Source organism: Labilibaculum euxinicum (assembly GCF_009795715.1).
In the GTDB taxonomy this organism is placed as follows: domain Bacteria; phylum Bacteroidota; class Bacteroidia; order Bacteroidales; family Marinifilaceae; genus Labilibaculum; species Labilibaculum euxinus.
In genome coordinates, this window is record NZ_WTCR01000002.1 from 1 (window position 1) to 23,453 (window position 23,453).

Consider the following 23,453-nt stretch of genomic DNA (forward strand, 5'->3'; position numbering starts at 1 on the left):
AAGGCTGTCTGTGAGGCAATCACCCCATCTTCTTAATCGTAATGCTAGAGTTAAAAGTAGCCCAAATAAGAACCCAAATTCTATTTCTAAATAAAAGCATTTTCAATTTTTATGTATCCCTAAAACCGCTATATTTAACACTTAATTGAGCAGTTTGATTTGTTTTTAGACAGACTGCCGTTACCGCCAATTTTAGAAATGAATGCATGGAGAAAACTATTTACTCAGGAACAAATATTCTAACAGACAATTGGTCATTACAGGTCATAGCTGATTTTCTTTCCGCAAAATGTGACTCATCACAAGATTGGGGGTGGATTGGGACAAATACCAAGACTGTGTATAATGGCACAATAAAAAGTGGTGCTTTTTATTTCCCAGACCTAAAAAAAGTATAAATGAAAAGAACATCAACAATATTAATTTTTATTGCCCTTTTAACATTAGTTAGTTTCAAATCTTCATGGGTAAAAAACATTGAAATACTTACTGAAAAAATTAAAAAGGAGAGTATTCTTGTTGATCAATTTGAAGATATCAAGAACAAAGACCGTTACATGAAAATGGAATTGCTCAAATCTGGTAAATACAAGCTTCTAAAGACGGAGTTTTTTAATAGAACTACTATGCAAACAAAAACAGAATTCTATTTAAGGGATTCTGTATTCTTAGAATATAAATGTTCAGGATTAGAAAGCAGATTTGAAACAAAGAGTAATAGTTTTTATTCAATAGTTTTCGAGGTTTTTTATTATTTTAAAAACAATCAGCATGGAATAGTAAAGGAAAGAGAAATTAGAATAGGTTCCTTTAAAGAATCCAATAAAGCCCGAATCAAATTAAAGGATAAGGAGTTTAAAACAAGAGAAATGACGGAAGAAGATATAATAAAATTACAAGGTGAATATAACAGCTTGAGTCTTTTATTAAAATAATACTAACCACAACAAAAGTAACCGTTGCACAACCAACTAATATTTCAAAATAGATATAATTAAAGCTCTAAAAACATGTGAATTCACATGTTTTTAGAGCTTCCTTTTTTAGGTTAAAAATCCAGAGATTTTAAATTATTGAAGGCTTAAAAAGGATTTTTCATTTTTATGTATCCTTAAAACTGCTATATTTAAAATTGAATTGAGCAGTTTGATTGGTTTTAGACAAACTGCCGTCAGAGCTAAGTATACAGTAACTTTGAAATTAAATCTGTAAAATTAAAATGTTCGTTATAAGAAATATATATAATCCTTATTGTCCTGCTTTTTTTCTCCTGTCAGAATTTTGTAAATGAAACACCAAAAGTGAATTTGATTCCTAAGACAGTAGATGATATGGGTATGATTCTGGATGCTTTCGATATCTTTGAACCCAATGCAATTTCGTTTGGTCATGTAAATCAGACTTTAATGACTGATGACTGCAACCTTCCTGAAGATGTTGCCTCTTCTGCAAATCCGGCTGTTGTAAAAAGTTATACTTGGGCGAAGCACTTATTTGATGTTTCGAAGAATGATGGGAATGGCATTTCCATTAATCATGTTGCTTACATAGTATTTATGAGTAAATAAAAAAACTCCCGAAAAGAGTATCAATCACACATTCTGTAGGATTGTGTTTCCCAATTTTTAAACAAGCTGTCTTATGGGGCAGCTTTTTGTTTTTATTATTTTTTCGAATCAAATGTTAAAAATCGTTTGTCATTTGCATAAAACGCTTAATCAAAAAAGAGTGTTGAAAATTTTAAAAAATGAAAATTTACTTCACCTATTTTCTAATTTGCGTGAGTTTATTACTTGAAGTAGTAAATTAGGAGCGTCATTAGGGTGAATTAATTTCAAATAGAATAGTGAAAGATTGGCTAAACTACTCATAAATACAACCATTTTAGAAGAATTGTTTAAGGAACACTATAACAGTTTGTATTATCATGCCCAAAGTTTTTTAAACAACTCCGAAGTTGCGAAAGATATCGTGAACGATTGTTTTGAGGAAGTTTGGAACAAGCGCAATCAATTGGATATTTCCTATTCCTTAAAATCATTCCTGTATAGTATGGTCAGGAACAGATCTTTAAATTACCTGAAACGACAAGAAGTGGAGAAAAAATACATCAGCAGAACCTTACACAGTTCCGGATATGGTGAAGACGAATATCAGGATTATGATTCCGTACTGGATGAAATTAGGAAAGCCATTGAGGAATTACCCCCCCAAGGCCGAAGTGTATTTAAAAAATGCTTTATCGAAAATTTAAGTTATAAGGAAACTGCTGAAGAATTAAATATCTCTGTGAATACCGTAAAAACACATGTAACCAATTCCCTAAAAAAATTGCGTCACGATCTGGACCGCGATTTATTGTTGTTTTTTCTTCATGTTTCGAAGAAAAAATAAAAAAGAATTCACCCATTTTATTTTTTCCTTGTGTTGTTTTTGTAAGACGAGGATATTCTACATGTCTCAAATCTGATAATATTATAAGAAAGATGAAAAAATCATATAATCATGATCAATTGGAGGAGGTTTTTCAAGTACTGAAAAATCCTCAAAAATATGGATCTAACTTCTTTCAAAAATACGAGAGCAGCCAGCAAATGCTCGATTTGTACAAAGAGTTGCGGCAATACAAAGAATCCGGACAGAAGTTAGAGCAGATTGATGCTCCAAATATTGGTTTGGAGTGGCAAAAGCTAAATTACAAATTGAAAGAGCAGCAAAGAAGAAAGAGAGGTTGGATGATAGCTGCAAGTGTTGCTGTTTTATTATCCTGTGCATTCATTTTTCAATTTGATAAAATTGTCGGACGACTGGATCAGGATGGAAATCAGCTTGTACAAATAGAAAAAGGAAACAGCAAAGCTTTATTAATTACGTCCGGTGGGAATGAGTATCGTTTAGATGAGGGCATCAATAAAATAATCTCCGAAAAGGAAGGGGTGCAAATTCACACCGATTCAAACCATGTAGTTCAGTATGCAGGTTTTGCAGGAAAGAGTAACGAAAGCAAGTTGGCTGATATGTACAATACTTTGAAGGTGCCGCGCCTGGGAGAATATCAACTGGTTTTATCTGATGGAACAAAGGTTTGGCTAAATTCAGAATCAGAACTTCGTTATCCTGTGAAGTTTACCGGCGAAACAAGAGAAGTGGAATTGCTTGGGGAAGCATACTTTGATGTTGAAAAAAATCCCGACAAACCTTTTTTAGTAAAAACAAAGAGTACAACTACGCGTGTTTTGGGAACAGAGTTTAATGTGAGTGCTTATCCCAGCGAGGAACTAAATATTACATTGGTTGAGGGAAGTATTGTGCTCAATTCAAAACAAATCTCAGGTAAGGTGCAATTGATACCAGGCGATAATGCCAACTTGAAAATTGGAGGTGATAAAATTTATGTTTCACAAGTTGATGTGAGAAAATATACTGCTTGGAGAGACGGGTATTTCTATTTCGAAAAAGAACGCTTGGAAGATATACTAACAAAGTTGGAACGTTGGTACGATTTTAAAGTTTTTTATCAAAATCCGGCGGTGAAAGATTACACCTTTCGAATGCGGGCTGACCGGAATGAAGATTTTGCAGAAATTGTCAGAAGGCTGGAGCAAACCGGCAGGATAAGCATGAAATTGAAAGGAAATGTAATTGTGGTTTCTGATGTTAATAGATAACCCCTAAAAATGATATAATGCTGAAGCCCCCATCAGGGGATTTAGGAGTGAAAAAAGGGATAGTTGGAGCTATCCCTCAAAATTTAACCGTTCATCCTTGGAGGGATGAACTATTGTTTAATCATCATCACAAATTTATGAAAAAAAAACTAACCCACCTTATTCCGAATTGGGATAGGGCAAAAACCCGACAGTGGCTTATGAGACTTACTGTATTAAAAATGATTTTGTTGATGAGTTTACTAACGACCTATGCGCGGGTAAATTCTCAAATGATCATTTCGAATTTAAAATTGGAAGAGGTAGAACTCTCCGAGGCTTTGGAGAAAATTGAAGAATTGACAGATTACGATTTTGTATTCTCTTACGATGATGTAGAAGGTTACCAGGTATCGGTTGATTTGGAATCTGCAACATTGGAGGAGTGCCTCAGTAATCTATTTCAAGAATTACCATTTACTTATACTACAGATGGAGATGTAGTAATTATAAGCTACAGAACACAACAACCAGTTAACGAAGCAGAACAAAAAAAGAAAGAGATTAAAGGTAAAGTTACCGACGAAAATGGTATTCCACTGCCAGGAGTATCAGTTGTTGTTAAAGGGACTACAAATGGTACAGCAACTGATGCAAATGGTGATTACTTTATTTCTTTTGAAAATGAAAATGCGGTACTGTTATTTTCCTTTGTTGGAATGTTGCAGCAAGAGATCACTTATGATGGACAGACCGATTTAAAAATAGTTTTGAAATATGATACAGCAAATTTAGATGAAGTTGTTGTAACAGGATATCAAGTGATCGATCGTAGAAAATTGACAAGTGCAGTTGCTTCTGTTAAAGCAGAAGATATTTTGGTGACAGGAGGGAATACTATTGATAAAATGCTTGAGGGACATATTTCAGGTATGGCTGTAAGTACAAATTCAGGAGAGGTTGGAGCTGTACCAAAAATACGAATCAGAGGTACTTCTACCTTGATCGGGAATCGTGAACCATTGTGGGTTATTGATGGTATTGTTGTTTCTGATCCGGTAAAAATATCTCCGGAAGAGTTGAATGACCCTGATTACGTAAATCGCATTGGAAATGCTATTTCAGGCTTGAATCCTCAGGATATCGCAAGGATCGATGTTTTAAAAGATGCTTCGGCTACGGCTTTGTATGGAACAAAAGCAGCCAATGGTGTAATTGTAATTTCCACTAAAAAAGGTCATGCAGGAAAACCAGTTGTTTCCTTCAATACTAATAATAGTTATAAGTTACGACCTCGTTATTCGAACCGCAATATTAATTTAATGACTGGCAGGGAAAGAGTAAATTTTTCCCGTGAGCTTTTAAATGATAATTATGGGTATTCAAATACGGTTTCCTGGGTCGGTTACGAAGGTGCGTTACGAAGCTTATACGCAGGAGAAATTGGCTACGATGAATTTAACAAAAAGGTCTCTTCGTTGAAGAATACAAATACCGACTGGTTTAAAGAATTGACTGAAGACTCATTTTCGTCAGACAATACAGTTAGTGTTACAGGTGGAACAGATAATATCCGTTACTATTCTTCTTTTGGATACTCGAACAATAATGATGTTATTAAAGACAATACGAGCAAACGTTATACGGCGATTCTAAATTTAGATGTGAGATTTTCTCCTGCTTTTTCTACCTCATTTGCTTTTAATGCAAATAAAGGAAAGCGCAAGTATTATCAAGATGAAATTTCACCTGTTAATTATGCCTACAATACAAGTAGATTAATAACTCCGGAAGACAATTATATTGTTGGTGATGGCTACGTGTATAATATCTTGAATGAATTAGCTAACAGTGGCTGTAAACAGGAGAGCAATAACTCTACCTATCGTATCAATATGAATTTTTCTCCTAAAGATTGGTTATCATTTAATGGAATATTTTCATATACACAGTCCAATACTGACATTAATTCTTATTGGGGGGAGTCTACTTTTCATGCTTCGGAATTACGTAGAGCTAACCTTGGTGATAAAATTGATTCAGAATACAGCGAGTTGCCATTTGGAGGTGAATACACAATGAATCAAACCCGGAACAATTCTTATACTGCACGTTTGCAGTCTAATGCAAATAAGTATTGGGGAGAGTCGGAACAGCATAATATTAATGCCACTGTGGGTTTCGAGATGAATTCTGACAGGTACAAAGGGTACGTTAATAGCACAAGGGGCTATTATCCTGAGAGAGGAATGCAGTTTGCTGTAGTTTCTCCGGCTTTATATCCTGCCTATGCAAATTGGCAAAGTGAGAATTTACCTGTTGTAAGTGATAACCTTTCTAATGTACTTTCCTTCTATTCGAGTGTTTCCTATAGTTATAAAAATTTGTTTACCGTGAATGGTAACATGCGTTACGATGGGTCAAATAAATTTGGAAGCAAAAGTAACGACAATCTTTTGCCTGTGTGGTCGGCTTCGTTTTCATACAATCTGAATGAGCATTTGAAAAGCTTTACAGGAATTTTTGATGAGTTGCTTTTGAAAAGTTCGTATGGTTATCAGGGAAATATGTTGAGTGGTCAATCACCGGAAATGATTATTTCAAAACAGCCATATGATACACATTACAATGAATATGTATCGAAAGTTTCTATATTCCCTAACGAGAATTTAAAATGGGAGCGTACGGGTTCCTTTAATTTAGGTCTGGAGTTTTCGATGTTCAGCCACAGAGTAATGGTAAGCAGTTCTTATTATCATAAAGAAACAAAAGACGCCTATATGCAAAAGAAGATATCCGGCGTGAATGGTTTAAGTTCGACTGTAGTAAACGGGGGGCAGATTATTAACTCGGGCTATGATGTTTCAATTACCGCGATACCTGTAAAAACTGAAAATTTTAAATGGTACTTGTCTGCTTCAGGTTCCTACATGGATAATAAAGTGAATACACTTCCTTCTGCAGAGCAATACGATTATACAGATTTTTTAAAAGGAACCGCTACGGTAAAAGGGAAATCGGTTAGTTCCTTTTATTCCTACGATTTTATTGGCTTAAACCCAAACGATGGGGGACCAATGTTTAATGATTTGCAGGATAAGAAAGAAACTTTGTATGGCATCGACAATTATGATGTATTCATGAAGGTAATGAAATCAAGCGGACGTAGAGAACCTATCGTAACAGGAGGTTTTAATACAACGTTAGAGTATAAAAACCTGAGGTTGAACGCTAATTTTGCCTATAGTTTAGGGGCAAAGACCCGCCTTTTTCGTCTGTACAATCAAACAGGATCAGAAATTCGACCAGAAGACAATATAAACAGGGAGATGCTTAACCGATGGCAACATTCTGGTGATGAAAATGTGACCAATATTCCTGCTGTTATTAGTCCGAACTCAAGTGCATATACTGATTATCAGTACCATTGGTCAGGATTCACATCTGGGCAGGTTCCTACTATTGCCAATAGCTTGTGGGAAATGTATGATTATAGTGATTTACGGGTAGTGAGCGCCGATTATTTAAAATGTTCAAGTCTGTCTTTAACGTATTCATTCCCAGAATCAACGATTTCACACTGGGCGCTATCCAGATTAGAAACCTCTTTCCTGGTTTCCAATCCATTTATTCTTTGTTCAAGTAAATTAAAAGGACAAACCCCAACGCAAAGTGGATTTACTGATATTCAGCTGTCAGAGCGTCCTGCATTTACTTTGAGCCTTAGTGTATCATTCTAAAAGTTTTACGATTATGAAACGTCCATGCCAAAGCGATTTTGACACACAGGGAGATGATTATCTCAGCATGGTAAGTTCCATATGGCAATTAAAAAACAAATTATAATCATATGAAAAAATATTTAATAATATTCCTTCTGTTTGCACTGGCCTCCTGTTCTAATTTTTTAGAGGAATACTCGCAGGATCAGGCATATGTTAAAGGGTACAACGATCTAGATGAATTGCTGTTAGGCAATGCCTACATGTCACGTAACGATGTGCAATCTTATCAGTGGGGAGTTCGGGAAGGTCTTTATTACCCTTATATACACTTTATGGCAGATGAAACCGAGCAATATATACAGGGTGATGATTATCTCCCTAAAGCGGCATGTTATGCTTTATCTGGATATTATACCTGGCAGCAAAAAGTAACACGGAATCCCGATGGGGGCGATAGCTGGGACGATTCTGCAGATTGGAATAATTTGTACAGTCATATTAATTCTTTGAATGTTATTCTTTCATCGATTAATGATTTTAAAGGAGAAACAGATACCGACATTCAGAATATTAGCAGAATAAAAGGAGAGAGTTTATTTTTACGGGCGGCATACTATTTTGTGTTGACAAATCTTTTCGGAGAGGCCTACAATCCATCTTCTGCTGAAACTGCATTAGCGGTCCCCTTAAAAACTACACCCTATATCGAAGATCTTACTTATACACGAAGTACAGTTGCAACAGTATATCAGTTTATTGTTGAAAATCTATTGGATGCAGAAAAAGCATTGGAAGGAGTTGAGCATCAATCATTATATCGAGTTGACGTGAATGGGGTTCGATTATTGCTAAGTCGGGTTTATTTGTATATGCAGGATTATGAGAATGCAAAGATTTATGGACAAAAAGTATTGGATGCAAAAAGTGCGCTTCAAGATTTAAACATATTTGCAGGCGAAGAATTTTTAAATCCATCTTCTCCCGAACTGATTTTTTCCATGGGGGCAGCATCAATTCCAGGAAATATTGCTGTAAGCACCTCTCTTTTTTCCAATAATTTTCAAATCTCTGCAGATTTGTACAATTCTTATGAGCCAGGAGATTTAAGAACAACGTATTATGTGGTAAAAGAAGGGCAAATTACATACCTGAAAAAAATGACAGGAGCTGATTTTGAAACCAAAGATTTATCGGATAATTTTGTTCTCAGAACTTCAGAGGCTTACTTAAATTTGGCTGAATCTGCTGCTTTTTTGAATGATGACAATGTGGCAAAACAAGCTCTAAATGAATTAAGAAGCAATCGTTTTGCCAGTGATTTGTATGATAATTCAAAAGTAAATAACCTTACTCATGACGAGTTAATTTATTTTATCAGGGATGAGCGTCGCAGGGAGTTGTGTCTCGAAGGACATCGTTGGTTTGATTTACGCCGGTACAATGTGGTTTCGGAATATCCCAATACAAAGACACTAACTGCATCATATACTTATTTTGAGGAAGATCCCAATACATACAAATATATTCCCTCAGCGAGAAGATCATATGTTTTGCCTCCCAATGATCCTGCTTATACCTTGCCTATTCCTCAGGTCGAATTAGAGTACAACAAAGGAATGAAAGACAATAGGAGAGATGCCAGAGACGGTTTTAATGAAAGTTTATAATACGATTGATATGAAAAATATATATATAATTTTGTTTTGTCTGATTTTATGTAATTCGTCGTGTAGTGAAGACGAAGCCTATCTTGAAACAGACTATCCTCAAGAGAATATTTTTGCGCCTGCCCAGGGAGCTATGGATGAAGAATCTTTGCTTAGGAGGGAATTTTTTAATGCAACGGGAGTTTACCTACTCTTTAATGATACCTTAACTACCTATACTGTTACATCTTTGGCCGGGGAATCAGTTGTTGTAAATGAGGTTTTTAATCCCGGCTATTCTATGACCAGTTCATCTTCAGGTAATAAATTTGAATTTAACTACTATGATGATATCGAACTTCAAAAGTTCGCATCTGATTTCGTCAAAGAGGAAATTCTTCCCAAAATCCCAAAGGAAATGCATCCGTTTTCATTTTTACTAACAAATAGCATGTTAGTAAGCAAAAAAGAATATGGATATTATTCTGAACCGGAATTAACTAATTTCTATAACGGCTTGCAGGGTACTGCTGTTGCTCTGGGTGATTTAAGTATTTTAAATGAAAACGAGAGAAAATCTTTGGCCTCGGATCTATTAAAAAATCTAATTATTGCGCAGATAGATAAAATTCCTGCAGCAGAATTTGAAAAGTTTTACAATTACAGTAATGAGTACTATGATATCTACCCGTGGAATGTTCCAAATCCATACCAATCAGTAGGATTACTAATGACTTATGCTGATGATTGGTTAGTAACCTTTAATACTGCGAAGTATGATCTGAGAGCCTATATTGAGGAAGTTTTTGCAATGAGTGAAGAAGAATTCAGAACAAAATATGCTGAATATCCTATTTGCATTGAAAAGATGGAAGAGCTGATAAAAGTGTTGGGATCGTACGGAATAGTAGTATATGAATAAAAATCCATTTAAAATTTTTTAAAATATAATTATGAAGAATATTTTATTGGTGATTTTGTTGTTTTGTTCATCTCTTCTTTTTTCACAAGAAGGGGTGAAGATAGAATCAATAACATTTAAAGAAGCTTTGGTTAAAGCAGAGCAACAAAAAAAATTGGTTCTTATAGATGGATATACATCATGGTGTGGTCCTTGCAAATGGATGAAAAAGCAGTTTAAATCTGCTGAAGCCGGTCTTTTTTTTAACAAACACTTTGTTTTTCTGGAATTCGATATGGAAAAAGAAGGAAAAACTTTGGATGAGAAATACAAAAAAGAAATTACAGCTTACCCAACGTTTTTAATCATTCGTCCTGATGGAGAAATCCAGCATAAAGTGGTTGGGGCTGATACACTATCTATCTTTATAAATATGGTCAAACGCGGTCTTACTAAAGAGACTTCATTGGATTATTTAGAACAGAATTACAGACAGGGAAAACTGAGTAAAAAACAGATGTTAGATTATATTAATGCTTTAACGGATGCTTCTTCAAAAAAAGAAGTCGCAGAAGTGGCAAATCAGCTTTTTGAGAATTTAACTGAAAAGGAAAGAGTAAGCATTGATTATCTGATATTGTATAATTGTATCGGTTATGCCGATTGGAACAGTGCCCGTTATGCATACTATTTACAGCATTACAAGGAGATTACACCTATGATGGATAAAGAGAGTATTGCTTATGTGAAAATGGCTGCATTGTGGTCTCATTTTTATAATTACTTAACAGGAATGATAACTCCGGAAGAGAATTATGGGGCTGAATTGAAAAATGAAATTCCTTCGTTCAGAAGCTTGCTTGAAAATGCAGCAATTCCGGATCGAGATTTTTATTTAGCATTAGGAGATCTTTCTGAAGCCCAGTTCTTGAATGATAAAATTGCTTATGAAAGAGATTTTAACAAAATTTTATCGTTCCCTGTTGACGAAGAAGTTTACGATGTGCTTATGAAATCTTTGCATTTAGTTTGGGGAGAATCTTCAGAATCTTCAGAAACAATGAAAATAGAAAACAAAACAGGTCGAATGTTGGAGGAAAAATTAAACAGATCTTATGAAAAAAAATAAAATGAGCAGATTTACCATTTTAATTTTAGGGATCGTTACACTTTCTTTAAATGCGTGCAAAGACTCAAAGAAGGAATTTGAGATTACAGCAAAAATACCGGGAATGTACAATGGTTTAATTGTTGAATTGATTAATGATGAGGATGGGAATAATTCTCTGATGGCAATTGATACTGTTGAAAATGAATCTTTTGTTTTGCATGGGAGTGTGCAGGAACCTGTGGCTGCTAAGTTGGTTATAACTAACCGGGCGTTGATTCCAGTGGATGCATCTTATGGACAACAATTCGAAACAACTACTTCCTTATGGGTGGAAAATGTTAAAATGCAGTACAAAGCGGCTCATTTGGATAGTATCCCTCTTTCGTATGTATATCTATCTTCGCCACTGTACAAGGAGGCGAATGTAAGTGTTGACGGAGGAAAAGGAGAGGAAATGTTTACAGCATTTCGCAATCAGTTGCGCCCTTATGAAATTGATTATTCTGAGAAAAGTATGCGATATTATTCGTGGGATGAAAAGAGTGAAGTTTCCAAGGAAAATCTGTACAATGAATTACACAATGCACACCAGTCACTTCTTGCGGCTTACAAATCGTTTATCGAACAAAAAGGAGGTTCTGTTTCTCTATTCATAATGAGTAAATTTTTAGATGCAGAATACAGCTTTTCACAGGAAGATCTAGCCATATGGAGAAAGGTTGCGGGTGTGGTAGAAGGAGATTCGATTCGGGTATCTGAAATTAAAAAGAAGCTGGATGAAATGGCGCCGTATACAACAGGAACGCCTTTTCAGGATATTGATGTTTTAACCGGAAAAGGTAAAAAGTTAAGACTGTCTGATTTTATGGAAGAGGAAAAGTTTCTATTTGTTGACGTGTGGGCTTCGTGGTGCATGCCATGTCTTGCAGCTGTTCCTACTGTAAAACAGTTGCATTCTAAATACAATAGTAAGGTGAAATTTGTAAGCCTTTCTATTGATAAGGATGAAAAACAGTGGCGGAAAGCATTGGAAAAAGAGGACATGGAATGGCCGCAATTGCTGCGGGATACTGCAACCATGGATCAACTCGAAAAAGCTTATCATTTAATGAGCGTGCCAACTTTTATTTTAGTAGATAAAAGCGGAACAATTCGTCATGTTGGGCATGATCCTGGGGCGTTGGATATTATTTTTAGTAAAATAATTAAGTAGAAAATTAATTAAGAGTTGTTTTAAATAAATTTTAGTTTTTAACTAAAGTTAATTTAAAATAATGCAGATTGAAAAAGAGGATGTGCAGATTGGCTCATCCTCTTTTTATGTAACGCTATTTTAAGACTAGTCATTGACTTCTCTTTGGGTAATTGGAAGCATTATCGCATTTTGTATAATTACACTAGTACTATTTTTTGTATTCAAAAAAATATTGAAGAAGCTTTTACGAAAGAAAAACTTAATGAAATAATAGTTCATAATGATTTATTTATTTTTTCCAGGATTTGATTTGTAAATCAATGATTGTTTTTTTGTATCCACCTGATAAACGGGTGAATTGTTGATTCTTTTGTATTTTCCTTATGCTTTTCTACATTTACAGACTGAAATATGGAAAATCACGAACAAGATATCATCAGTAAGTTTAAAAGTGGAGACGAATCAGGACTCCGCCTCTTGTTCGATTTATACTATGTACCACTCTGTGCATATGCCCACAAATATTTTGATTCCATCGATCAGGCCGAAGACATTGTTCAGGAAGCTTTTATTACATTATGGGAAAAAAACAGGTTGATTCATTTTACAGGCTCTATTAAAGCCTACCTGTTTAGTATAGTAAGAAATAATTCCATCAATAAAATTAAACAAGAGAATCGATATCGGTTTGAAGAAATAGAGAACAAAGCTTATGGGATTATCGAAGATAAATTTGAATCCCAGGAATTGGACGAACGTAAGTCTAAATTGTATCAGGAAATTGATCTATTACCAAAGCAATGCAAAAAAGTGTTTGAAGCCATTGTTTTTGAAAAGATGAAATATGCTGAGGTTGCTGCCGAGTTAAATGTATCGGTGAATACCGTTAAAACACATTATTCAAGAGCCTTAAAACAATTGCGCAGCAATTTGGATATTCTTATCATGATCATGTTGCCCTAAAGTTCCAAGTCTAAAGTATCAAGTATAAAATGTATTGCTCCGTGCTTTTGCTCGGAGTTTCAGATTTCAGATTGTTTTTAAAGTCCTCTTTAGGATTAGGGGTTCTTAACCAGTTGTAATTATCTTTCGACTATTCGACTATTCGACTATTCGACTATTCGACTATTCAAGACTCTTCCAGACCCGAATTAACTCTAAATTCTTACCCTTTCAGGAAAATTTATAAAAAAAAATAAAAATTCTTGTCACCCTTTTTTATCATTTTCACTTATAGAGTTAAAAGAACAATAAAATGAATTTTTCAAAAGAACATATTATAGATCTTATCGCATCCTATCATCAGAACACGATTTCAGATGAAGGGATAAAACATTTAGAGAATTGGTTGGCAGAAAATGAAACAAATGCCGAAGAATTTGCAAACTATTTGGCTTTGCTTAAGGAGAGTGGAGCGATAAGCAGTCTTACGGAAATAAAGACACAAGAGGCTTGGTCTAAAATAATTGGGGCAGTATCAGTAGCTAAGAAGCAGCCGAAAAACAGTAAATTACATTATTGGTTGCCATATGCTGCAGCAGTGATCGTGATGTGTGTGATAGGATATTTAATGGTGTATCAAGTTGAAAAAGATTACAATTTCGATGGAAATTACAATTTTGCCGAAATATCAACTATTGGTTCCAAAAAAGCAGTTTTAATATTGAACAACGGCAATGCAGTGAATCTGGAAGAGAATCTGGATAGCGTAATTGCTGAAGTTGATGGAACTTTGATTCAAAACGATGCGTCCAACGCTTTAACTTATAAGAAGAGCAGTTCACTGCAAAGCAAACTAATCTACAATCAGATTAACATACCGCGTGGAGGAGAATATTCGTTAACACTGGCCGATGGAACCAAAGTTTGGTTGAATTCAGAATCGTCCTTGAAATATCCGGTGCAGTTTATTGGTGAAATCCGTAAGGTGGAACTCACCGGGGAAGCCTATTTCGAAGTTGCTCATAATAAGTCGAAACCTTTCATTATTGAATCGCATGGTACCGAGGTGAAAGTGTTGGGAACCAAGTTTAATGTATCGGCTTATAATGATGAAGAGGATATTACAACAACATTGGTTGAGGGAAGCGTTCAGGTAAGTAGTCTGGGCAATTCTGAATTATTGGAGCCGGGTTACCAGGCAGTTGTTAAAAGAGGCAGCAATCAGTTTCAGGTAAACAAGGTAAATGCCGATTTGTATACTTCCTGGATAAACGGCGTGTTTCAATTCAAGAATCAGTCTTTAGAAGAAATTTGCAATCAGTTAAGCAGATGGTACAATGTAGAATTCTTTTTTACCGAGAATCAATATCGGAATTTACGATTTGCAGGTGCTGCAAAGAAGGACAGGTCGCTCGATTTTACTTTGGAAATAATTGAAAAAATGGCTGATGTTAAGTTTGCCGTAAAGGGAGGTAAAATAATAGTAGGAAAACCCAATTAGCAAATGTCAATTTGCCGGGAGTTGCGGTATTTTGACGGTATATCAATAAAAAAACAGGAAATGCGGACACATTCCCTGTTTGAGTAGAAACTATCCATTGAGTTATGAAATCAATGGCAGTATTAATCTAGACCATAAAGTTATGAAAAAAAACCTGAAATGGCGGTGTTTATCACCAGCTGTTAGAAAAACCCTGCTGGCTATGAAGCTAAGTTTACTATTAATGTTGGTTTGTACCTTGCAGCTTTCTGCATCGGTATCCCTCGGTCAACAAGTTAGTGTTCAATCTGGAGAATCTTTGTTGGGAACTATTCTGGAGGATTTGAATCATCAAACCGGAACCATTTTCATGTACAACAAAGAGGATGTTGATGATCGCGTAAGTGTTGAATTGAATATGGATAGAGGAAGTTTAGAAGAAGTTCTGGATGAAATCTGCAGGCAAACTCCTTTAAAGTATGAAATAATCGAAGAGTTTGTTGTAATTACAAAGAAAGCTCCGGTAATTGATCAACCCGTTCAGCAAAAGAAAATTACCGGCCAGGTTACCGACAAAGATGGGGCGCCTCTGCCAGGTGTTTCGGTTGTAATAAAAGGAACCAATACTGGTGTAGCTACTGATATTGAGGGTAACTATGCCATCTCGGTTGAAGAAGAGAATCCTCAATTGATTTTTTCATTTGTGGGGATGATTCCGCAGGAAATTGTTTACCGCGGGCAAGCAGACTTGAATGTTGTATTGAACTATGATACGGCTAATTTAGACGAAGTGGTTGTAACAGGATTTCAAACCATTTCTAAGGAGCGGGCAACGGGTTCTTTTGACATTATCAACAAAAAAACTCTGGATAAACCAAGTATGAGTCTGGCAACCCGTTTGGTTGGAACCACAGCAGGAATGCGTGCCGACTTGGATCGGAACGGCAATCCCAGATTCGAAATTCGTGGACAAACCAGTTTTGAAACCAATTCTTCACCTTTGGTTGTTGTGGATGGTTTTCCGGTAAAAGGAAATTTCAATTCGATCAACCCAAACGAAGTGGAATCGGTAAGTGTGCTCAAGGATGCCGCAGCGGCTTCAATTTGGGGAGCCAGAGCTGCCAATGGGGTGATTGTTGTTACCACAAAGAAAGCCGGTAAAGACACCCCTCTTCGGGTTGAGTTTTCATCTTTTATTAAGTTGGGTGCGAAATACGATTTAAATTATTCAAACAACAAACCTTCCTCGGCCGAAACCATCGAGTTCGAAAAGTACGCTTTTGGCAAATGGGGTTCAAGAATGATTGGAGATACAGACAGTTGGAGTAATTTGAATAATGCCAGAACTCCTGCTGTAACCTTACTAAGTGAGCATCGGCTTGGAAAAATAAGCGATGAAGAATTGCAAACAGGATTGAACCAACTAAAAACCCTTGATAACCGGGGACAAATACGTAAGTATATCTTACAGAGACCCATTAGTCAACAATATAATTTTTCCCTTTCCGGATCAACTTCACGTATGAGTAACCGATTGTCCTTACTTTACAATACCAGCCGATCTGCATTCAAGGGAAATGAATCGAAGGATTATATGCTCAACTACAATGTGTCAGCTTCACTGGCCAAGTGGTTGGATCTTGATATTAGCAGTATGGTTCAGTACAGAGATGCTGAAAACGGAGGTTTTGGCGGAGGAGACATTACGACTTTGGCTCCTTACGAGATGTTGGTAAATCCTGATGGGAGTTACAACAACATTAATAGATATTATGCACCTAATATTGAACGGCATGTGCCAACCGGTTCATTTCCTTATACCAATTGGGGATACAATCCCATTGAGGAGGTAAACAATACTAATAAAACAAATAAAGATTTAAATGCCCGGATTCAGGCAGGGCTTAATGTTAAGCTTTTTAAAGGACTTCGTTATACAACAAAAATTCAGTACGAACTTTATAACAATTGGAGTAAGGCGCATTACGGAGAGAAATCGTTTTATGTGAGATCTTTTGTGAATCAGGCATCTTCCTGGGATAGAGAAACGGGTGAAGTTGTTGCCAATCTGCCCAAAGGAGATATTTTAAAACAAGACCGTTCTGAATCAAGAAATTACAATTTCCGGAATCAATTGGATTTTAACAGAACATTCAATGAGGTACACAGTATAAATGTTCTTGTAGGTACCGAAGTTAGTCAAATAAGAGGATTGACTTTTAATTATTCAGACACCTATGGATATAGTAATGAAACCCTGAACAGTTCTCCGTTCCCCAACGGAACAGGTTATCCGAATCGAATTTACAATTGGAGTGGTTACAGTACCAATTTTAATTATACAAATTATTTTTCTGATTACACGACACGTTACTTTTCCTATTACGGAAATATAGCTTATTCGTACAAGAACCGTTACGATATATCAGGCAGCTATCGTACCGATGCTTCCAATTTTATTAGTGATGATCCCAAGTACAGATATTCTCCGTTTTGGTCAGTGGGTGCTGGCTGGGTAATTAGTGAGGAGTCGTTTATGTCAGAGGTGTCTTGGATTGACAGACTTTCCATGAGAGCTACTTTTGGATACAATGGAAATTCTGACAACTCCACCTCATTTAAACCTTTGGTTAGTGTTGGAAACCGCAATGCAGAGACCGGGGATTTATTTGTCATGATTTCAAGTCGGGGAAATCCAACTTTACGATGGGAAAAAACAGGAACCCTTAACTTAGGGATCGATTATTCCTTATTTAAGGGTAAGCTGTATGGTAAAATTGATGTGTACAACAAACACGGCAAAGACATTTTAACGAATATCAGCATTCCAAATGCCAATGGCTCAGGTCGTGCAAGGATGAATAATGCCGAAATGCTGAATCAGGGGATTGAATTGTCCTTCGGAACCAATCAACAATTGACTAAAGATCTTAGCTGGAACGGGAATTTAAATTTCTCGTACAACAGAAATGAAGTGAAAAAACTGTACATCGCTTCGTATAGTGGTTATGATTTAACGATTGGTTACGAAGTGGAAGGAGAAGATGCCAATTCATTGTGGGTGTACAAGTATGCAGGCATACAAAATATGGGGTCTGAAACTTCACCCAATCTGCAGCCGGTGATCCATGGTGTTAACGGCGCATTTTATCCGATCCATGAATTCCGTAGTGAAAATGGATTGGAGTACTTGAAGAATTCAGGCACAAGAGTTCCTCCTTATTCTGTGGGTTTTTCGAATAATTTTTCGTACAAAAACTTTGATCTGTCATTCGTATTTACCGGAGTGTTTGGTCATAAATTCCTTCGTTCAGGTTTCAATTATCCAACTTCATCGGGGAGAAACTTACCCAATGGGTATCTCTCACACCTGTTTGCCAATGGTGAGCCGATAAGAAATACAGGATCGATTGAGCTTCCATATGACGAATATGATTATGACTATGGTAATTGGGGAACAAATTATATGGATTATATGGTTGCCAATGCCTGGAATATTAGATTACAGGAAGTCAATTTAAATTATCAATTGCCCAAAAGTATCATTTCAAAACTAAATTTGCGAAGAGTGGTTGCTTATGTGCAGGCAAATAATCTGCTTACAATAAAAGGAGCCAAAGAGGATCCTGATTTTAGGAGAGGATCTCAACGATTACTGCCTTCCTATACATTTGGATTTAAGTTCGATTTTTAAAACACAATTAGGAACGATACATGGTTAAATCTTTTCGACAAACGGAGAGATGATTATGAGGTATGTTCTCCCGAAACAAATTCAGGACAGGCTATATGGCAAAAACTTAAAATTATAAACCTATGAAACGTAAAAATATATTATTTTGGAAGCTGGGAGTTCTAGTTAGCTCTTTGCTGTTATTCAGTTCGTGTGACGATTATCTAGATAAGCAACCTTCAAAAGGTGCAGGAATTCCCATTACTACTTATGAGCAGCTAAGTGGTATCCTTTCTCGCTATTCTTCTTTTAATACTGATGCAAATAAGCAATTGATTTTGGCCAGCGACAGCTACGAGGTGAGTCCTGAACTGTATTTAGCACGCCCCAGCAATTTTAGTGATGATGGAATGAGTCAAAGTTTGTGGGAAGTTGAGTATTTAACAGATAGTTATTCTGCAAAGGGCTCGTGGGGGGGCGATTTTGGAATCATATACAATGCAAATTTAGTATTAACCAATGTTGATCATGTATCAGGAACTCTGGAACAGAAGGAAGAGATGAAGGCGGAGGCTTATTTGATAAGAGCCTACAGCTACTTTAATCTTGTAAATACATTTTGTTTACCTTACACCGAAAAGAACAAAAACGAAATGGGGCTTCCCATCAAAAAATCAACTTCGTTCGAAGAAGATTTAACAAGAGTTTCTTTGGAAGCGACTTACCAGTTTATCGAAGATGATATTCAGGAAGCCTTAAAGCTAAAAATGAGTGCAACAGCCAAACGAAATTGGAGGGGAAATGTTGCAGCTGCAAATGGTTTGGCTGCACGTTTTTATCTACTGAAAGGAGATTATACAAAAGCAATGATACATGCAAATACGGCACTTGCCGATTATTCTGAATTGGTTGATTACAATACCGAGATGAGTTTCGAGGAAGAGGAAGTCATGATAAATGGTTCTACTGATGATTACGAGTATGTTACAATTAATTATCCTCATACATGGGATATTAGTACGGGTGCTGATGCTTTATTGGTTGCGAATTATAAAGGGAACTATTACTACAGAAACGTTTATCATAGTAATGATGGGTGGTTTGTGCCCAGTGCAAAATTATTGAGTCTTTACAATCAAACTTACGATTTAAGGTATAAATACCATATTGTAGAAAATTTATCTTACGATTGGGGAATGGATGATCCGGCCTATAGTTATCCCGGTTACGTTCAATGGTCGTATCAAATAAGTTCCGGTCCTTGTTCTGCTGAAATGCTTTTGATAAAAGCAGAATGCTTGGCACGATTGGGTGATTATACCGAAGCAATGAATGTGGTGAATCAACTGCGGGTAACACGATTCAGCACCGAAACTCCGGTAAATGTATTGAGCCTTACTGCATCAACAAAGCAAGAAGCCATCAGTCTTATTTTGGATGAACGCCAACGCGAAATGCCATTTACCCAACGCTGGTTAGATATAAGAAGATGCAATAGCAATAATGATCCTAACGACGATATCACATTGGTGAAAACATTTTTTCCGGTTAACGAATTTGGAGTCTTAAAAAATGATCCAATTAAGGAGTATCGACTGGCGCCCGATTCAAGACGTTATGCTCTTCCCATTCCGGCTGATGACATTACTGCGAGCAGGGGAGTGATCAAACAAAACACCTACTAATTTGGTGCAAACAGATCTATTTCATGGGGAGAAAAAATCTCTCCATGGAATTCTATTTACAACTCGAGGATGCATGGTAAAAATGTAAAACTAAGTGATTTTAAAGGCAAGTTGATCTACATCGATTTTTGGGATACATGGTGCAGACCTTGTTTGGGAGAGCTGCCTTTTTATGGAAAGTTAATCGGGAAGGATGTTGTATTTCTTTCCATATCAGTCGATCAGGACAAAGGAAAATGGCAATCATTCATTAAGAAAGCATTGGTTCTGTTCAACTCCTTTCAAAAGATATGGAGTCAATAAGTAAACAGTGGCAAGTAGAAGGAATTCTTCGTTTTGCACTTGTAAGTAAGGATTTCACTTTTGTTGATGCATTTGCTGATCGTCCGTCATCCGGCGAAGTTATCGGGAACAAAATAAATAGTTCATTATAATTTACACTTAAGAAAATGTCGAAATATATATTACTAACAGGAGTCTTTTTGTGTTGTTGTCTGCAGGTTTTTTCTGCTGATTTACCAGTGAAAATTAGAGGATATCATTTTTCATCAAGAGAAGGTAAAGTAAGATTCCAAAAAGAGAATGCAGCTTTAGATTTTAATGAATACACTCAAAAAGAGATAGAGATTAGTGAAGATGGTTTCTTTGAAACGATTCTTATGGCTGGTGAACCGGAGTTCTGGACAATAGAAGGGGTAAGCATATATATTATTCCCGGCGAAAGTTTGGATGTTGTGTTTGATAACACCACAGGTACTTACTCATTTAAGGGTGCAACAAAAGAGGAATGTGATTTCCTGAATGCAAACCAAATGCATATTTATGTGAGCTTGTCTTTTTTAGATGAAGGGAAAAATGTTCGGGAGTCGTTTGAAAAAACGAAACTGCTTGTTGATTCCATAGCCGCTGAAAAATTAACGGTTCTTAATCAGACAGAAGGCTTGGACAAAAACTTTGTTAATGTGCAAAAAAATCGTATTCAGGCACATCAGGTAAATAGTTATTTAAACTATTACTTATTTACGGATGAAGGAAAAAAGTATGGTTTGGGGGATGAGTATAAAACAGAACCTGGGCGGAAATTTATTGAAAACATACGAACGCTTGTTGAGCCTGCTATTCGTAATCTTGTTGCTGATGCATGTATCGATCAGTTTGATATACGTTGGGTTGTTGACCGGTGCAGGCAAGACAGTTTGGCTTTTTTTCCTGAAAAATCGATTTGGACCGAATTTTATACCCTTAGGGATTTGTTGAAAAAGTTTGACGAGGGTGTTTCTTCTGAGTTAATAGCCGAGGCAAGGGAAAAGCTTACAACACTTACCTGTAACGATTTTGTGGCGATTCTAAAACCTGCCGTTGCAAAAATAGAAGTTCTTGAAAGTGGAAAGCCGGCCATAGAGTTGACTCTCCAAGATATGGAGGGCAAACAGGTGAATCTGAGCGATTTTAAAGGGAAATTGATTTATTTGGATCTTTGGGCTACATGGTGCGGACCATGTAAAAGAGAGTTTCCTTCATTTGTTATGTTGAAAGAAAAATACCAGGATGTTGTTTTTATTTCGGTTTCTATAGACGAAAGAAAAGCTGCCTGGCTAAAGTTTATGCAAACCAAAGAAAAAACAGCTGTGCTTCAATATCATGCCGACAGAGATTTAACTTTGGATCAGTTAATTGCATGGAACATCAGTCTGATTCCCCGATTCATTCTCATCGATAAAGATTTTAAAATTGTGAATTCTTTTGCTCCCCGTCCTTCCGATAGCGAAATTGAACCATTGCTTAATAAGCTGTTAAATTAAGAATTGCAATATAAATTTTAACAAAAGAGAATACAATATGAAACGTCCATGTATAAAGCTTTCTACACACAGGGAGATGATTATATGGTAAGTTCCATATGACAAAAACTTAAAATTATAAACATATGAAACGTCCATGGCAAAGCGATTTTGACACAGGATCATGATTATTTGAGCATGGTAAGTTCTCCCGAAACAAGTTCGGGACAGGCTATATGGTAACTAAAAAAAATATAATAAAATGAATAAAAAAATTGCATTGGCAGCCATTGTTGCTTTACTAATTATAGGAATGTTTTTGTTGAAAACAATAACATCTTCCCAAACGATTCACTTAAAAGGGAAGCTCTCAGAAAAGGTAGGTGACGAGTTTGTTATTAAGTATAAAGGCTTGTTGAGTGAAGTAAGCTCTACGAAAGACATTATTCTAAAACTAGATGAAAAGAATAGTTTTGATACTGTTGTCACGCTTACTTCGTCAGGATATTATAATGTTTTTGAAGAATATGGAACCGGGACTAATCTTCTCTATTTAAGTCCTGGGGACGATCTGGATATTTACTTTCAACTTGACAACGGCACTCAAACCAAATACAATGGAACCGGAGCCGAGGCGAATCGCTACTTGGCGGATTTTCAACTGTACTTTTATGGCGATAAGGCTCACTCATTTTTAAATGGCGGTCGTAATGCCAAGTCTACATTTGAGTTGACCAAAGGGTTTGTTGATTCTTTGGCTGCATCAAAAATTAATACGCTAAATACAACAAAAGAACTTTCCGATGAATTTCGAAAGGTAGAAAGGTCCCGAATTTTTGCACATTTGGCCAATTCATATCTTCACTATTTTTATAGTCAGGATGGAATTTACAGCAGAGGGAACATTGAGAAAGAACACCAACAATATTTAATGAAAATTAAACCTGAAATAGAAAATATTTCCAAGGAGTTTATGAATGACATTTCTATTGAGCATCCCGATGTAAGACGAGTTGTGAAGAAATGTGCGGTTGATGATAATCTGTTGAGTGTATCGGTTGGATCGAATGTATATGATTATGCGTCTTTACTAACCATGAAGGACTTGTTGGTCGAGAATCGTTCTCAGGAAGCCACAATCAAAGCAACAAATATTCTGGCAACTTTTAAAAGTAAAGATCTTGCCGATAATCTGGCTGCAGCTATTAAAGAGGCCTCTAAGCTTTTGGCAGGAAATCAGGCTTTTGATATCGAATTAGAGGATGTTAATGGGAAGTTAGCTCATTTAAGCGATTACAAAGGAAAAATGATATATGTTGATTTTTGGGCAACCTGGTGTGGTCCCTGTATGTGCGAAAAGCCGTATTTTTCTAGGTTAAAAGAGAAATACAACCAACCAGATCTTGTTTTTATTTCTATCTCTATGGACAAGGAGAAAGAACGATGGGTAAAGTGTGTGGAAGAGGAAAAATCCAATGCGGTAGAATATTTGGTGAAGGACATCAATCGGGTGGCAGATGATTGGCAGATTAAGAGCATTCCTAGATTCCTGATTATTGATAAAGATTTTAACATTGTTAATGCCAACGCACCAGTACCGTCTTCGGGAGATGCAATAGAATCTGAGTTGAATAGTCAGGTGAATTGATGAGAAGAAACAAGTTAAA

Annotated in this window: 18 protein-coding genes; all 18 read left to right on the plus strand. The window is 36.2% G+C overall.

Going from position 1 to position 23,453, the window contains the following annotated elements; translation table 11 throughout:
- Positions 1–206: 206 nt before the first annotated feature.
- The 18 genes from GQR60_RS02130 to GQR60_RS02215 all read left to right on the plus strand — a co-directional run bounded on the left by GQR60_RS02130 (position 207) and on the right by GQR60_RS02215 (position 23,434).
- The gene (locus GQR60_RS02130; protein WP_124991350.1) at positions 207–398 is read left to right on the plus strand and encodes a hypothetical protein; all 192 of its coding nucleotides are present in this window, start codon (positions 207–209) and stop codon (positions 396–398) included.
- Entirely contained in the window at positions 399–935 is a 537-nt protein-coding gene (locus GQR60_RS02135) for a hypothetical protein (RefSeq protein ID WP_124991351.1), read from the plus strand. It abuts the gene before it with no gap.
- Between the two features lie 366 nt (positions 936–1,301).
- Positions 1,302–1,568 (plus strand): hypothetical protein, encoded by a 267-nt coding sequence (locus GQR60_RS02140; RefSeq protein ID WP_124991352.1) that lies wholly within the window; start codon positions 1,302–1,304, stop codon positions 1,566–1,568.
- A 286-nt stretch (positions 1,569–1,854) separates the two neighbouring features.
- Positions 1,855–2,394, plus strand: coding sequence for an RNA polymerase sigma-70 factor (locus GQR60_RS02145; protein ID WP_124991353.1), 540 nt, complete (start codon positions 1,855–1,857; stop codon positions 2,392–2,394).
- Between the two features lie 92 nt (positions 2,395–2,486).
- Positions 2,487–3,668 carry a FecR family protein gene (locus GQR60_RS02150; RefSeq protein ID WP_124991354.1) on the plus strand — a complete coding sequence of 394 codons (1,182 nt, stop codon included), beginning with the start codon at positions 2,487–2,489 and terminating at the stop codon, positions 3,666–3,668.
- A 17-nt stretch (positions 3,669–3,685) separates the two neighbouring features.
- On the plus strand, positions 3,686–7,387 hold the full coding sequence (locus GQR60_RS02155; RefSeq protein WP_225441310.1) for a SusC/RagA family TonB-linked outer membrane protein: 3,702 nt from the start codon (positions 3,686–3,688) through the stop codon (positions 7,385–7,387).
- A 110-nt stretch (positions 7,388–7,497) separates the two neighbouring features.
- Positions 7,498–9,039 (plus strand): RagB/SusD family nutrient uptake outer membrane protein, encoded by a 1,542-nt coding sequence (locus GQR60_RS02160; protein WP_124991355.1) that lies wholly within the window; start codon positions 7,498–7,500, stop codon positions 9,037–9,039.
- A gap of 10 nt (positions 9,040–9,049) precedes the next feature.
- On the plus strand, positions 9,050–9,940 hold the full coding sequence (locus GQR60_RS02165; RefSeq protein WP_124991356.1) for a hypothetical protein: 891 nt from the start codon (positions 9,050–9,052) through the stop codon (positions 9,938–9,940).
- 31 nt (positions 9,941–9,971) lie between these two features.
- Positions 9,972–11,048, plus strand: coding sequence for a thioredoxin family protein (locus GQR60_RS02170; RefSeq protein ID WP_124991357.1), 1,077 nt, complete (start codon positions 9,972–9,974; stop codon positions 11,046–11,048).
- Positions 11,035–12,243: a TlpA family protein disulfide reductase gene (locus GQR60_RS02175; protein ID WP_124991358.1), complete on the plus strand. Its 1,209-nt coding sequence runs from the start codon at positions 11,035–11,037 to the stop codon at positions 12,241–12,243. Before GQR60_RS02170 ends, GQR60_RS02175 begins: the two co-directional genes overlap by 14 nt.
- A gap of 393 nt (positions 12,244–12,636) precedes the next feature.
- Entirely contained in the window at positions 12,637–13,188 is a 552-nt protein-coding gene (locus GQR60_RS02180; protein WP_124991359.1) for an RNA polymerase sigma factor, read from the plus strand.
- A gap of 292 nt (positions 13,189–13,480) precedes the next feature.
- Positions 13,481–14,668 carry a FecR family protein gene (locus tag GQR60_RS02185; protein ID WP_124991360.1) on the plus strand — a complete coding sequence of 396 codons (1,188 nt, stop codon included), beginning with the start codon at positions 13,481–13,483 and terminating at the stop codon, positions 14,666–14,668.
- 142 nt (positions 14,669–14,810) lie between these two features.
- Positions 14,811–18,341, plus strand: a complete 3,531-nt coding sequence (locus tag GQR60_RS02190) for a SusC/RagA family TonB-linked outer membrane protein (RefSeq protein ID WP_124991361.1) — start codon at positions 14,811–14,813, stop codon at positions 18,339–18,341.
- A gap of 122 nt (positions 18,342–18,463) precedes the next feature.
- Positions 18,464–20,005: a RagB/SusD family nutrient uptake outer membrane protein gene (locus GQR60_RS02195; protein WP_124991362.1), complete on the plus strand. Its 1,542-nt coding sequence runs from the start codon at positions 18,464–18,466 to the stop codon at positions 20,003–20,005.
- A gap of 69 nt (positions 20,006–20,074) precedes the next feature.
- Positions 20,075–20,308 (plus strand): TlpA family protein disulfide reductase, encoded by a 234-nt coding sequence (locus GQR60_RS02200; protein WP_124991363.1) that lies wholly within the window; start codon positions 20,075–20,077, stop codon positions 20,306–20,308.
- The gene (locus tag GQR60_RS02205) at positions 20,296–20,439 is read left to right on the plus strand and encodes a hypothetical protein (protein ID WP_154675795.1); all 144 of its coding nucleotides are present in this window, start codon (positions 20,296–20,298) and stop codon (positions 20,437–20,439) included. Before GQR60_RS02200 ends, GQR60_RS02205 begins: the two co-directional genes overlap by 13 nt.
- Positions 20,440–20,454: 15 nt before the next feature.
- On the plus strand, positions 20,455–21,807 hold the full coding sequence (locus GQR60_RS02210) for a TlpA family protein disulfide reductase (protein WP_124991364.1): 1,353 nt from the start codon (positions 20,455–20,457) through the stop codon (positions 21,805–21,807).
- A gap of 241 nt (positions 21,808–22,048) precedes the next feature.
- Positions 22,049–23,434 (plus strand): TlpA family protein disulfide reductase, encoded by a 1,386-nt coding sequence (locus tag GQR60_RS02215; RefSeq protein WP_124991365.1) that lies wholly within the window; start codon positions 22,049–22,051, stop codon positions 23,432–23,434.
- Positions 23,435–23,453 lie beyond the last annotated feature (19 nt).